The sequence below is a fragment of the Pseudanabaena sp. Chao 1811 genome (assembly GCF_027942295.1).
Lineage (GTDB): Bacteria > Cyanobacteriota > Cyanobacteriia > Pseudanabaenales > Pseudanabaenaceae > Pseudanabaena.
In genome coordinates this window covers 4330067-4344035 of the sequence record NZ_CP101416.1, presented here as the reverse complement: position 1 = coordinate 4344035, position 13969 = coordinate 4330067, and the positions used below count along the sequence as shown (strand labels likewise).

The following is a 13969-nucleotide window of genomic DNA, read 5'->3' as shown; positions in this document are numbered from 1 at the left end:
ACTACAAAGCTATCCTTTACTTTGCTTGCCTTCTCTACTTTACTGATATATGTCTCTTTCTCAACTCATTCAGGCCGTAGAAGAAGCAGATTCTTCTAGACGACTACTTGAAGCAGTCCAAAATCTAGCGAATGCTCGGTTAGAAGGAGCTATTCCTACCTTGATTGAGGCACTTAGCTACAATAACCCCGGAGCTGCTGTTGCTGCTGTGGATGGACTGATTTTGCTAGGCGATCCAGCAGTTCCTGCATTATTGGAACTTCTGGATATGCACAACTACACAGCGCGATCGTGGGCAATTCGTGCTTTAGCAGGGATTGGTGATCCGCGAGGATTGGTAACTTTGCTGGGTGTGGCAACTGCGGACTTTGCGTTTAGTGTGCGTCGTGCGGCGGTTAAGGGTTTGGGTTTAATGAAGTGGCATTGGTTTCCTGATGAACTTCGTGAAATTGCTCAAGAGGAAGCGTTGGAAGCATTACTATTTGTCGCGCATCAGGATGACGAATGGGTAGTACGCTATGCGGCGGTTGTGGGTTTACAGGCTTTGGCAATAACGATCGCTGATACCTATCCGCATTGGCGATCGGAGATTCAATCGCAACTTGAGCAAATGGCAAATAATGAGCCAACCTTAGCAGTGCGTGCTCGTGTGTGGCTTGCCTTAAAAAATATTCAGCACAATATTCAACCAGAGTCACATACATCTATCAATTTAGAAGAATCTGAAGCTAAGAAATCTCCTTTAACTCCCGATGATTGGCAGGATATTCTTAACAAACTCTATGAAATTAAGCGTCAAGAGAGAGCGGAGAACTTAGAGGAGGGAGATCCGCGTCGGTTTCAGAAACTAGCAGCGACGATCGGAAAAGATCAACCTTAAATCTTTACTGCTTAATCTTTACTGTGCCTTGCATCTTCAAGATTTAAGATATCTCTTCGCGCTTTTCCCTAAACCCCAATTCTATTAAAGCCTTACGGATTTTTGCTTTTGATGGTTGAATTTTGGGCATAGCTAAATTTAACTCACGAGCGGTTTCTAGCATTTGCCTAATTAAGATATCTAACAAATTATCATCAACATCTTCAGGAACCTGTTCAATCCTGCCCTGATATGCCAATGTATACAGCTCTAAATGATGCTTGCCCATAATTTTTGCCAACTTTCTTAGGGTTTCAGGTGTGGGGCATGTTCCTTTAAAACAAGCACCACGAAGCCTTGGTTGGGGTACACCAGCCAATTCTGCAAGATGGTTCATGCTAATGTCTTGTTCTTCTAAATATTGGAGAACATATAGTCCTAGGGGTGAGCAATCTTCAGTTTTAACCTGTAACCTTGGTGGCATCTTTAGTAATATCGAAAACTTGGTCAGATCTTCAAATAGAAAGTTAATCTAACATCAATGGATGATCTTATACCAATTATAGCGATCGCCTTAACTGTTACAGCGCTTTGCGCCCAAAACCAAACTAAGAGATTTTTTGAAAGTGTTGCTTTGCAATACTTTCAAAAAATCTCTAGTGATAGACATTGCCATAAGACAACCAAGGGGGCTTAAGATCCTTGCTCATTCTAGAATTCCTACCAAAATGCTAATTAAATCTTCTAAATCATCAGGCAAGGTATAGGAACCAATATCTTGAAATATAGTTCGAGAAGTAACATCTAAAATCCCAAATATCCATAAATTACCAATAGTAACCGCACCATAGAGTCGATCTGGCGCATCATCTAACATCGATAAGGCGATCGCTTCAACTGCTAACTGAGTAAAACCACGAGTCAAATCATCCCGTTTTGCTTCAACAACAATGAGACTATGGATAGATCGAATTAAGTAATCCAGATTCCCTTGCAGAAGATTACTAACCCTCACAGGATATTCAATTCTCAGGATCTGCTGACAAATCATGGCAACTTTACTTAACACAGGAGCTACCAAAATTTCTCGCCTTGCAGTTTCGCTAGTTAATGGCACATAGGGAAGTACATTTTCAAGGTTCTGTTTGAGTTCTGACAGTCCTGATAATTGGCGACTAGTTCTTGGCAGTTGCAAACGTTTTTTGACAAGTTTGTAATCAAACTCAGCCAAAATCTCATCCGTATCATTGGATAGCTCAAAATAAGAACGAAAAGTATAGTTGGCATCAGCCTGCAAAATTTTCATATCTTAAATTATGGAGTAATAAAGGGAGTACGTCGTACTCCCTTTATTTTACGATCGCCAAGTGCCGTGAAATCCCATTGGTACGATGCTTGGTAGGGCAAGGCGACAAACAGGTTCAGCATCTAAGCGATCGCTATCAAAAATCCACACTTCAGAACATTCGCGATCACCATCAAAGACGACGGTAATGATATAACCTTTGTCAGGATTGGTGGGATCAGGGGCAAACAATGGCTCCATTGGATAGCGATTTGTACCTAGATCAGCTTCAGTTACAGTATTGGTTTGGTAATCGTAACGGGCGATCGCATCAAATAATTCTGTTTGTTGATCTTCAGAATGGCGGACAGATAGATAGGTATAGCGAGAATTTTTACCAACTTGATCAGGGGCAACAATAGGAAATTCGCAACTGCGTTCTATTAATTCTGCGGATTCGATCAATGAACCTGTTTGAGGATTGAGGCGTATTTGCCAGAGAGTTCCCTTGGCTGGCGTTTTGATTTTACCCGTAGCAACTTCCTTTAAAAATTGATTGGTGGCAAAGTCAGAATAACGGATGAGATCAAATACTAGATTGTCATCTCGATCGCTATAGCCATTACCAAAATGCCACTGAAACCAAGGCTCAGCAATATTGCGACTAACCAGTTCGAGATTATGGCGATCAAATACCAAGATTTCTGTAACCTCTTGAGGCTTCCATGCTAGAGAATCGCTATAACTTTGGAGATTCAGCAAGATAGGAAAGGGATTCATCCGCAATGGCGGTACACAGAAAATCAGGTAATCGCCTGCTAATACAAAGTCATGAATCATTGGCAAACCTTGCAATGCTGCTTGATTCTTTTTGATAAGCTTGCCATTGCGATCGCTGCGATAAAGATTTAACGTCGCATTTTTGCCGTAGGAAACGCCAAAGTTAAAGATCTCGCCAGTCTGGGAATCTCGCTTAGGGTGTGCTGAATAGGAGCGCTTATGATCCAATCCTTCCAGATTTTCTAAGCCATAGGTTTCTAAAGTTTCCAAATCGAGCGCATGGGGTAAGCCACCTTCCCATAGAGCAAGGAGTTTGTCAGGTAAAGCGATAACAGAAGTATTAGCCACATTCTTTGATGTTTTCCCGAAACGCTGCCACCATGAGCCTGTAGCCGTCATTCCATAATTACCATAAATCAGTTTGTCGGCTTTTTCTTCTTCGAGATATCCTTCCGTTTGCACATAGCGATAGGTGGCACGGGCTTGCCCTTCTGCAAAATGCACGGCAAGAATTGCGCCATCACCATCAAACCAATGTCCTACTTGCATTCCGCCACGTTCTAGTCGAGCAGGACCATTACGATAGAGAGAACCTTTAAGATTGTCAGGTATTTTGCCAGAAACAATTGAGAGTTGGGTGAGAGGAAACTCGGTCGCTGGTTTAGCGATCGCCTTTGCCCAAGATGATTGTCTTTGAACAGTTGTAGTCATGATTATTGCCGTAAAAGATTAGGATCGTAAATTTTAGTTTTGAGGTGATGGAACTGCGGGGTCATTGTCACCACCTAAACGCCGACGGGCAGTTTCTTTTCTGCCTATAGCAGGGACATGCTCAGTAGCCGCCGCCAATCCAAATTTGGGCATATTGTTATAAACTGCTTCATATTTTCCTGCATCTACCAAATAGGTTTCATGCCATATACCGACACTACCGTCATTACCGACAGCTTGATTGAACTTTTTCCATGCTTCAAGGTGCGGTTCAGATGGATTTCTGGCAAAGCTTTCTAGATCTTCAAAGGAGCGCCAGTAAGACAATAAAAGTGTAGTTGTGGGTGAAAATCGATAGAAAGTTTCTCCTCCTAAAAATCCTTTTTCAGGATTTTTATATAAGGTTTGGAGCATTGGAGTCATGGCTGTTGCGACTGGTATCCATTTTGATAAAGACCAGAATTTATTTACTCTCATCCCAATCAAAAAAACTACGAATGGCTCATTAGTTTGAGCTGTAAACCGTCCAGAAAATACCTGTGACATAATTTTTACTTTTGGTTTAGTCGGAATATTTTAGACACCTGCTAGATTGGGAACGGGAGCATATTGATGCTCAGTAAGATGTTCCATCTTTATGGGTAAATTGCCAGCCTTGTTCAGTCGCAATAGCAACAAGATCGTCATCGGGATAATTTCCTGAGTCATTGGGAGTGCGATCGCCGATTTCGAGATAGGTTGCGATCTCGTTAGTATGGTTATAGAGACAATGCCCATTCGCCTCACCCGCAGGGAATCCTGCTGCTTGACCTGACTTTAAAATCGATTCGCCTGCATCGGTAATCAGGGTCAATTCTCCCGATAGGACATAGATAAATTCATCTTGTTTGGTATGCCAATGGCGGAGTGCAGAAAGAGATTGCGGTGCAAGGGTGGTCAAGTTCACTCCGAAGTTTTTGATTCCTGCGGCATCGCCGAGGCGTTTCTTTTCACGTCCCGCTACTACTGGCTTAAAACAATCTGGATAGTTAGAACCTGTGCGACTAGGAACTTGGCTAGGATCGATGATAGTCATAGATTTGTGATGAGAACTGGCTGGAATTTGCTCTAGGTTGCAGCAACTTTCTGAACAGACTTGCGAACTTCGCTTTTTACTTGCTCTAGTTCAGCTTGTGTTTGTAAATATTGCTGATACCATGCAATTGTATTGCGAATGGCTTCGCGATGGGGAGTAGCGATATCACCAAAGGCTTTGACGAATTTAGAGCTATCCACGATAAATGGATTCTCAAATTGATAGAACATTTCGATGGTTTCGGCGGCTTCAGGAATGAAGACTCCACCAATCCGCAGCATCATTTTGCCCATGCCATTCATCTTGGCGGGTAATCCTAATTCCTCAAAGAGAATATTCAGCATTGCTCTTGTGGTGATCGTGGGCGCATTGGGAACATGCCAGACCTGACCGATCGCTTCTTCCCGTTCACCAAGAATAATCATCGCCTTGGCAAAATCACCGATGTAGGTATAGCTGTGGGGCAAATCTAAGTTACCGATCGCCTCCGCAGTCTTGCCTTGAATGGCAGGAATAAATACGCGATCGCCAAAGACGGAACCAAGAACACCTTCACCATAAAAATCAGAGCCTCTTGCGATCGCTACTTGTGCTTTGCCTGTGCGATGGGCATCCATGACGGTTTCGGCAAGGGCTGCCCGCATTTTGCCTTTGTTGGTTTGCGCGGCATAGGGCATATCTTCGCGCATAGGTGCATTGACTTTGCCATAGCCATAAAGACTATCGCCATAGATTAACTTCGCACCACTAGCGATCGCCCCTGCGAGAATGCCCTGTTGCAAAGGAGGAAATTCCTGTTGCCAAATTTTGAAGTTGTACTTTGTCCCTGCACAGTGATAGATCACCGATGCACCTTGACAAACAGTTTCAGAGAAATGTGGATCAGCGGCATTGCCCACTATCAATTCCACTTCTTGAGGCAGCTTGACTCGATTACTACGGTTGACCATTCGCACCCTTTTACCTTGGGCAAGTAGTTGTTTGGCGATCGCCATGCCCAATGCCCCTGTACCAAAAATAACGTGAAGTCCGTCCTGAGAAGCATTCATGATTTTAGTCTCCTGTAACGTGGTGAGTTGTTTGGATAAAAGCTAGGCTCTATTCAAACAAGTTAATATGCACTTAGTTGAATATACGAAATAATGTATACTCAACTAAGTGCATATGTCAACCCTAATTACATAAAACCAAGAAAAAATTACTAAGTAGCTAGACCTGCGCCGCAGGTCTAGCTACTTACTCAAAATCTTCTTGATAGTTACAAAAGTATGTCTCTTGCTTACGCTCTGTTAGTCTCACTAATTCAAGAACCAAAAAGTGGTTATGACCTCGCTAAACAATTTGATGGCTCGGTAGGATTTTTTTGGCAAGCTACCCACCAACAGATTTATCGAGAGCTAACCAAACTAGAACAACAAAGCTGGATTGCAGCCGAAGAGATCGCCCAAGAGGGCAGACCCGATAAAAAAGTTTTTTCAGTGACAAGTTTAGGCTTGTCCCACTTGAAAACATGGCTTCTCCAAGCTAGCGATATTGCACCGAGCAAAGATGAGTTTTTGCTTAAGATCTATGCAGGTTATTTAATTCCTGAAGAAGCAACCATCCAAAAAATCAAAGATCATCGCCAACTGCATCAACAACAATTGGAAATTTATCAAGCGATCGAGCGTAATTTTTTTAGCTCACCCCAAGACTGCCAGAGAGAATATCGTTTCGCCTATTTGACCTTGCGCCGAGGCATTAACTTTGAGCAAGGCTGGATTGATTGGTGTAATGAAGCGTTAGAGCTTTTAGAAACTTGGCATGAGGTCGAAGCTTAATGTAGTGTCTTCCCGCCTTCGGCGGGAAGACACTACATTAAGCCAGACAACGCTTTAAAATTTGTAAAGTATTAAGTACTCCACCCAAAAATCTAACTGAAATATAAATAAAAATCAATGAGTGAAAAGATTACATGGACTGCCGAAGCTGAAGCGAAACTCAAGGATATCCCATTTTTTGTGAGACCTTTTGCTTTTAAAAAGATTGAAAAATACGCTCAAGATAACAACTTTCAGCAGATTACACTTGAGGTTTATGAACAGGCTAAGAAACAGTTCAACAAAAAATATAACGAGATGAAGTAAACAGCAAAAGGACAAAGCAGTGCTTTGTCCTTTTGCTGTTTAGAGAGATGGCAAAGCACTGCTTTGATTTGCTGATAGTATATTGGCAAGTTCTACGATGGGCTAACGGGAATGAGTCAGATAATAGGGCAATTAGTGGGGCAATCCGTAGGGGAATCAGTTTGGAAAAGGTTGCGTCATGGCAACATTACCTCCTGTGAAGAGGCTTTGCAATTTCTAATTGATATTCATGGCAACGTCCATCTAGATTGGTTAGATCAAGATTTAAATCATCGATTTTTTCGCGAATTTGAAGATCGCAGCATTTTGCCGCCTGTAATCCCATTATTGCTATGGCGCAATTGTTTTTATATCGGTAGCCCCAACAATATCAGTCACGAACAGATCAAGCTAATTAGCGATCGCACGTTAACGGAAATTAAAGTCCTCAGGATTTCAGCCGACAGTTATCGCACATGGTTTCGTCGCCAAAATATTCCTAATCCTAATCAGATTCACTCAGCACAACCGATCAATCCCCTCACAGGTGAAACCGAACAAGTTGATATTGGTGAAGTTACCGATTTATACCTATCCCAAGCGGTCGATCAGACTCGACGCATTAATGCCCTAATTTCGATCGCCTTACAACATCGCGCCAGTGACATCCACCTAGAGCCAACCCCCACAGGCTTACGGGTACGTTATCGTATTGACGGCATTTTGCGCGATATCAAAACCTTGCCCCTTGAAATCAGCCGTAAAATTATTGTCGCCCTCAAGGTAATGTCCAATATGGATATTGCCGATAGTCGTCGCCCGCAAGATGGACGCATTGGCAAAGAATATACCAGCGATGAAAATCTCAATCTCAATCTCGATATGCGGGTGAGTACCTTGCCCTGCGTCTGTGGTGAAAAAGCGGTAATTCGCCTATTACCTCGTGATAACCCTTTTTCTAATCATTTGGAATCTTTAGGCTTTAGCGATCGCACTCTGAAAATTTATGACAGTTGGTTACGGCAACCTCAAGGACTCATCATCATGACGGGACCAACGGGATCGGGCAAAACCAGTACTCTGTATACCAGCTTGCAAGCGATCGCCCAAGAACACGTCAATGTGATCACCGTGGAAGATCCCGTTGAATATATTTTGCCGAATATTACGCAAACACAGGTTTGTGAACCCGCAGGCATGACCTTTGCCGCAGGACTACGCGCAATCCTCAGACAAGATCCCGATATTGTCATGGTCGGTGAAGTCCGCGATCCTGAAACAGCGGAAACCGTTGTCCGAGCTGCTCTAACAGGTCACTTAGTTCTCTCGACCATGCACACCAATGATGCGGCTAGTGCGATCCCCCGCCTTAAGGATTTAGGACCTGATCCTGGATTAATTAGTGATGCCCTACTAGGTGTAGTCGCTCAACGTCTTGTCCGTAAAAACTGCCCCTACTGCTCAGTTACCCATCATCCACAAACCTCGGAATTGCAAGCCCTAAGGCTGGAACGCGAAGATCTTAATCCCACACAGTGGCGTAAAGGCAAGGGCTGTAAAAAATGCTTTTTCACAGGTTACATTGGGCGGGAAGCAGTGGTGGAACTCATCGATATTGATGATGCCTTTCGCCACATGATTTATGAAGGTACAATTACCCAAATGAATCGTTATCTTAATGAAATTGATTTTAATTCTTTCCGAAAGGCTGCGATCGATAAACTCAATGCTGGAATTACCACCAGTGAAGAAGTTTTACGAGTATTACCGCGCAGTGCCTTGCATCGAGTTAATTCGCCTATTTCACGTCAAGCCCATATCAAAGCTATTAACGTATAAAAGCAAACTACATTAAGCGTAGTTTGCTTTTATGCTTTTTATGCCTGAACTTTTACACCTCGCCAAAAAGCTATATGCCCTTTAATCTGTTTAGCCGCATCCTTTGGGTCAGGATAATACCAAGCAGCATCCTTGTTGGTTTCGCCATTAACTTCGATGCTGTAATAGCTTGCCACACCTTTCCAACCACAAGTTGTATGGGTGTTGCTGGGCTTGAAATATTCCATATTTAGTGAATCCGCAGGAAAGTACTGATTTCCCTCCACCACTTCGCAGCGATCGCTCTCCGCAAGGACAGCACCATTCCAAATAGCTTTTGGCATATATTTTAAGATCTTAAAAATCACTTCATTTGCTATTGTAATAGCTGGTATATAGCAATCCTAAATCATTTATAGATTTTTGGGTTTATGGAAGCGCACCCACTTTGGAGTGCGCTTCCATAAACCATTTAGGATTTCTACATAGCGATTGACAATGATTTATGAGATCTATAAACAACAAAAAATGGGAATTATCGCTATAACATTGAATTAAGAGGCTTAGACTTTTGCAACTCCCTAATAACTTAATACCCAATACATTCCTACAGTAAGCCTAAATGGTTAACCCTAAGGCTCACTCTTCCATAAACCCCTTCAGCTTCGGTGCAGATTTTCATAAACCGTTTAGGATTGCAATATATTTGTCTTGCAGCTTAGTTAAAAACAAGTTTAAAACAAATTTTTGTTTGTTTTTGTTTAAGTATCTCCCACATAATATCTAAAATTACAGTTTTTATAAATCATTCCATGTAATTAGAAATAAGTGATAAGTTAATAGATAGTTGTAAAATCTACAATCAAAATGTAAGCTTTTTATAAACTCATCATTTTTGTAAAATCATTCCTGCCTATGAAGCTAAAGAGCTGATGAATATTATGATTTACTAAGCTTCCATTTAGTTTATAAATAATAAGTTTGGGCGATCGCCTACACAATAACTTAAATATTAGCTAAAGAGACTGCAAGTTGCTTGTTTGAGATGTAATAAGGTTTGAAACATGCTTTTAATCACAGTTGGCACAGAACAATATCAGTTTAATGCTTTAATGCAATGGATAGAAATACTGATAAAGTACCAACTAATTAATGAAGAAGTATTAGTTCAATATGGTTCTTCTACTTATTTGCCCGATGGGGCAAAAGCTTATCGTTGGATATCCGATCAAGATTTTTCAAATTTGATTGACAAAGCTAGTTTAGTCATTAGTCATTGTGACGAAAGCATTGCCGAATTGCTAGAAGATCAAGACACACCATATGTTCTAGTACCACGTTTACAGAGATTTCGCGAAAATGTCGATAACCATCAAATGGAAGTTGCTGAAGACTTTGAACGTCGTGGAGTTGCGATCGCCCGATCTCCAGGCGACTTAGTTAAATTTATCAAGTTACAGCAAACTTCAGAGGTTGTTCCTAAAATTGATGAAACTCAGGTATGTGAATATCTGAAAGATAGATATCCATCCCAAAAATTAATGCTTATCACCTCATTAGGTGGTTATTTTCGCTATATGTATAGCATGAAATCATTTTGGGAGAATTTTCACGATCGCGCTTGGGTCTCTATCCGTAGTGTTACTACTGAGAAGCAAATAGAAGATAGTCATCGATACTGGGGACACATTCCTGTTAAGGATAATCTTCCAAATATGATTCGCAACTTAGTACTAGCGTTTAAAGTGATTCCCAGAGAGAAGCCAGAGCTAGTAATTTCTACGGGTTCAGGTTTCGCGCTTCCTTATCTATTACTAGCGAAGTGGCTCTGTCAAAGTAAGCTAGCTTATATAGAATCTAAAACTCGTTTGCAAAGACTGAGCTTGCCTGCATGGCTACTCATGAAGTTCCGAGTGCTTGATCTACTTTTAGTCAGAAGTAAAGCGATCTCAGACCGTCATCCTCAATCAGTTTACATACCTGTTAGTGGTGATAGCGAAAGTGGATCTTATGGTCATAGGGATTATAAACAAGCATCCATTGTGACTTTTGATGAAGTTGCATTTATATATAGTCCCGAAAGATTGGAGTTTTCTACTGCTAGGGAATTCTTAAGTGACTTTCAAACCATTTGTAATCCTGATGAGTTTTATACAAAGATTGTTATTGATATGAGCCATACTACTTTTATGGATGGTGCGGGCTTAGGAGCATTAACCAACTGTCTCAGGATCGCCAAAGCTAATCAAACGAAATTAGTACTTTGGAGCGTTAGTGAAGCTGTGAGTTCTTTAATCTCTCTCTCTTCTCTTAGCAATTTGTTTGTAATTGAACCATATACTAATACTTTTCGGTTTTCCCATTCAATCCAGAGAAATCGCGTTAATAATATTACTCCGTTTAGTTTGTTATTATTCCGCCTACAAACTTTACTCAAAAAAATACCTGTACTCAGAATTTTTTATCCAATATTAAAATTCTGCTTCCCATCCATCGATATCGATCCCGGTGTCCCTGTACATCCTTCGGTACGTGACCCCTTAAAAAGGCTGATTGATATCATTGGAGCGCTAATTGGACTCGGTTTTACTGCTATTTTATTTATCCCGATCGCGATCGCTATCATCTTAGAAAGTAAGGGCAATGTTTTGTTTGCCCAAGTTCGTTGTGGACTACTAAGTAAACCTTTTAAGATTTGGAAATTCCGTTCGATGGTGCAAAATGCCGAGCAATTAAAGATGAAAGTTACGAATCAAGTTAGTGCTAGTAGTCAATCAGCTAATTCTTCGGGGAATGAACAGGCTAGTAACAGTGCGAGTGATAAATTCTTTAAAAATGCGGATGATCCCCGTGTAACAAGAATTGGCAAGTTTTTACGCAGAACGAGTCTAGATGAATTTCCTCAATTTTGGAATGTTCTGATTGGGGATATGAGCTTAGTTGGTACACGTCCACCCACTTTTAACGAGATCAACTCCTATGAATTAGAAGTGGAATATCAGGATGAACGCTATACGGAATGGAATCGCTTAGATGTTAGACCGGGGATTACGGGTGTATGGCAAGTTAATGGACGCTCTAGTGTCAGAAGCTTTGCTGAAGTCGTTAATTACGATATTGAATATCGTAAAAATTGGAGTATTTGGTATGACCTCAAGCTAATTGTGAAAACTATTTTGGTTCTATTTGACAAAAACAATAAAGCAGTATAGCTAAGAAACTTGTTGTGCTGTCCGCTATGCAGACGACACAATAATCTGGAGCTACTTACATCACAAATCAGTGTATTCTTATCCTTAACTAGGTCATAGCCGTAGAAATTAAGTATTATGGAACAAAATTGGTCTCAACTGCTCAAGCAGCTTATTGATAGACAATCCCTATCTAGTGAACAAGCCACATATCTAATGGAGGGTTGGCTAGAAGGAGCGATCGCCCCAGAGCTATCGGGAGCAATTTTGATAGCTTTGCAACTAAAAGGAGTGGATGCTTCCGAATTAGCGGCGATGGCAAATGTGCTGCAATCTCAAAGTGAAGGGAAAAAATCCCATGATCAGTTTGGTCATATTGTCGATCGCTCAAAGCCTTTGATCGATACCTGTGGTACTGGTGGTGATGGGGCTTCTACTTTTAATATTTCTACGTCAGTTGCTTTTGTGGTGGCGGCGGCAGGTATACCTGTGGCAAAGCATGGTAATCGTGCTGTTTCTAGCCGTTCAGGTTCCGCAGATGTTTTAGAAGCTATTGGGGTTCATCTTGCCTCGCCCATCGAAAAAATCTATGAAGCTCTTTCGGCAGTAGGAATTACATTTCTATTTGCTCCAAATTGGCATCCAGCGATGAAGTCAGTGGGTGCAATTCGGAGGAATTTGGGAGTGCGTACTGTTTTCAATTTGATTGGGCCTTTAGTGAATCCACTGCATCCCACTGCTCAGGTTTTGGGGGTTTACAATAAGAACTTAACGCATACTGTAGCTGAAGCTTTACGATTACTCGATCGCCAACAGGCTGTGGTTTTACATAGTCGTGAAGGTCTGGATGAAGCAGGGTTAGGCGATCTTACGGATATTTCATTTTTGAGTAATGGTCAGGTGACGGAGGAGGCGATTAACCCTCAAGAGTTAGGATTAACTCCTGCGCCATTAGCTAGTCTCAAGGGTGGTAATGTCCAAGAAAATGCGGATATTTTACGTTTAGTGTTGCAAGGAAAAGGCGATCGCGCTCAAGCTGATTGTGTGGCTCTCAATAGTGGTTTAGCCCTCCGCATTGGTGGTGCGGCTAATACTTGGGCAGAAGGTGTCCAACTTGCTTCACAAATCCTCCAAAGTGGTGCGGCATGGGATAAGGCTGAAGCGTTAGTCCGTTTCCTGAATGTATAAGTCTACGACTTTTATCCTTCTCAACATAATCTACAGATTCACCTTTTAGCAATCGCATTTGCTTGGAAGTCTATGTCTGCTGTGGATAGCAAATACTAGAATAGATTGTGGAAGAATTCTCCCTTCAGGATACTCTTCCACAATCGTTTTAATCCCTAAAAGGGGTTTGGAGGTTTTGAAGTCTAATCATCGAAGGCTATTCACCCCTCATTCTTCAGTTTCAATCCCTAAAAGGGGTTTGGAGGTTTTGAAGTACAACAAGCTGCGGATACAGAGTACCAGAAGAAAAGTCTCAATCTCTAAAAGGGGTTTTGGAGGTTTTGAAGTTTAAATCTGGATCGTTTACGGTGAAATTGAGCGATGTTTCAATCCCTAAGAGGGGTTTGGAGGTTTTGAAGTGCTTCGATTTCTTGATAGGTACGATCGCGATCGGCGTTTCAGTCCTTAAAAAGGGTTTGGAGGTTTTGAAGTAGCCTTTTGCGCCTCATTAAAATCCGCACAAACGTTTCAATCCCTAAAAGGGGTTTGGAGGTTTTGAAGTATACTCTCAAAGCGAAACGGGATGCTTTAGAGGCGTTTCAATCCCTAAAAGGGGTTTGGAGGTTTTGAAGTTTGAAATTAGCAAGGAATAAATTTAAGTAGGAATAGGATAGTTTCAATCCCTAAAAGGGGTTTGGAGGTTTTGAAGTGAGCTAAATAATAAATGAAGGGGAAACAATGCCTAGTTTCAATCCCTAAAAGGGGTTTGGAGGTTTTGAAGTGGTTGCTGCTTCAACCTGTGGGGTTGCTGCTTCGTTTCAATCCCTAAAAGGGGTTTGGAGGTTTTGAAGTCGATCGTCAAGACCAATCGACCTGTAGGAAGCTTCGTTTCAATCCCTAAAAGGGGTTTGGAGGTTTTGAAGTTCGGAAGCCGCAATCTTTACCAGATTATCAGGAAGTTTCAATCCCTAAAAGGGG

The 13969-nt window shown here is 41.6% G+C and carries 14 protein-coding genes and 1 CRISPR repeat array (1 of these 15 only partly in view); of the genes, 7 read left to right on the top strand and 7 right to left on the bottom strand.

Annotated elements, in window-relative coordinates; genetic code table 11:
- Positions 1-49 precede the first annotated feature (49 nt).
- Entirely contained in the window at positions 50-880 is an 831-nt protein-coding gene (locus tag NMG48_RS19805) for a HEAT repeat domain-containing protein (RefSeq protein WP_271253128.1), read from the top strand.
- A gap of 43 nt (positions 881-923) precedes the next feature.
- Here the strand turns inward: NMG48_RS19805 and NMG48_RS19800 are convergent, their stop codons facing one another.
- The gene (locus tag NMG48_RS19800; RefSeq protein ID WP_169361773.1) at positions 924-1343 is read right to left on the bottom strand and encodes a helix-turn-helix domain-containing protein; all 420 of its coding nucleotides are present in this window, start codon (positions 1341-1343) and stop codon (positions 924-926) included.
- 57 nt (positions 1344-1400) lie between these two features.
- Here NMG48_RS19800 and NMG48_RS19795 point away from each other — a divergent pair, with 57 nt between their 5' ends.
- Complete coding sequence (locus NMG48_RS19795) at positions 1401-1556, top strand: hypothetical protein (RefSeq protein WP_271253127.1); 156 nt, start codon at positions 1401-1403, stop codon at positions 1554-1556.
- A 9-nt stretch (positions 1557-1565) separates the two neighbouring features.
- On the opposite strand, the gene NMG48_RS19790 is transcribed toward NMG48_RS19795, so the two are convergent.
- The 5 genes from NMG48_RS19790 to NMG48_RS19770 form a co-directional block, all read right to left on the bottom strand.
- Positions 1566-2165 (bottom strand): hypothetical protein, encoded by a 600-nt coding sequence (locus NMG48_RS19790; RefSeq protein WP_271253126.1) that lies wholly within the window; start codon positions 2163-2165, stop codon positions 1566-1568.
- A gap of 48 nt (positions 2166-2213) precedes the next feature.
- A complete protein-coding gene (locus tag NMG48_RS19785) occupies positions 2214-3635 on the bottom strand; it encodes a carotenoid oxygenase family protein (protein WP_271253125.1) in 1422 nt (473 codons plus the stop codon).
- 33 nt (positions 3636-3668) lie between these two features.
- Positions 3669-4181 carry a DUF4188 domain-containing protein gene (locus tag NMG48_RS19780; protein WP_271253124.1) on the bottom strand — a complete coding sequence of 171 codons (513 nt, stop codon included), beginning with the start codon at positions 4179-4181 and terminating at the stop codon, positions 3669-3671.
- Between the two features lie 70 nt (positions 4182-4251).
- A complete protein-coding gene (locus NMG48_RS19775; protein WP_271253123.1) occupies positions 4252-4710 on the bottom strand; it encodes a cupin domain-containing protein in 459 nt (152 codons plus the stop codon).
- A gap of 32 nt (positions 4711-4742) precedes the next feature.
- Positions 4743-5759, bottom strand: a complete 1017-nt coding sequence (locus NMG48_RS19770; protein WP_271253122.1) for an NAD-dependent epimerase/dehydratase family protein — start codon at positions 5757-5759, stop codon at positions 4743-4745.
- Between the two features lie 219 nt (positions 5760-5978).
- Between NMG48_RS19770 and NMG48_RS19765 the strand changes: the two genes are divergently transcribed.
- The 3 genes from NMG48_RS19765 (at position 5979) to NMG48_RS19755 (ending at position 8654) form a co-directional block, all read left to right on the top strand.
- Complete coding sequence (locus NMG48_RS19765) at positions 5979-6530, top strand: PadR family transcriptional regulator (RefSeq protein ID WP_271253121.1); 552 nt, start codon at positions 5979-5981, stop codon at positions 6528-6530.
- Positions 6531-6647: 117 nt separating this feature from the next.
- Complete coding sequence (locus tag NMG48_RS19760) at positions 6648-6836, top strand: PCP reductase family protein (RefSeq protein WP_126386924.1); 189 nt, start codon at positions 6648-6650, stop codon at positions 6834-6836.
- 111 nt (positions 6837-6947) lie between these two features.
- Positions 6948-8654, top strand: coding sequence for a GspE/PulE family protein (locus tag NMG48_RS19755; protein WP_271253120.1), 1707 nt, complete (start codon positions 6948-6950; stop codon positions 8652-8654).
- Between the two features lie 38 nt (positions 8655-8692).
- On the opposite strand, the gene NMG48_RS19750 is transcribed toward NMG48_RS19755, so the two are convergent.
- Complete coding sequence (locus NMG48_RS19750) at positions 8693-8977, bottom strand: DUF427 domain-containing protein (protein ID WP_271253119.1); 285 nt, start codon at positions 8975-8977, stop codon at positions 8693-8695.
- A 720-nt stretch (positions 8978-9697) separates the two neighbouring features.
- Between NMG48_RS19750 and NMG48_RS21885 the strand changes: the two genes are divergently transcribed.
- Together NMG48_RS21885 and trpD are read left to right on the top strand one after the other, a co-directional pair.
- Positions 9698-11845, top strand: coding sequence for a sugar transferase (locus tag NMG48_RS21885; RefSeq protein ID WP_271253118.1), 2148 nt, complete (start codon positions 9698-9700; stop codon positions 11843-11845).
- Positions 11846-11962: 117 nt separating this feature from the next.
- Positions 11963-13012, top strand: a complete 1050-nt coding sequence (gene trpD / locus NMG48_RS19740; protein WP_271253117.1) for an anthranilate phosphoribosyltransferase — start codon at positions 11963-11965, stop codon at positions 13010-13012.
- Positions 13013-13373: 361 nt separating this feature from the next.
- Positions 13374-13969: a CRISPR direct-repeat array (repeat unit 37 nt; unit sequence GTTTCAATCCCTAAAAGGGGTTTGGAGGTTTTGAAGT) (it continues 965 nt past the right edge of the window).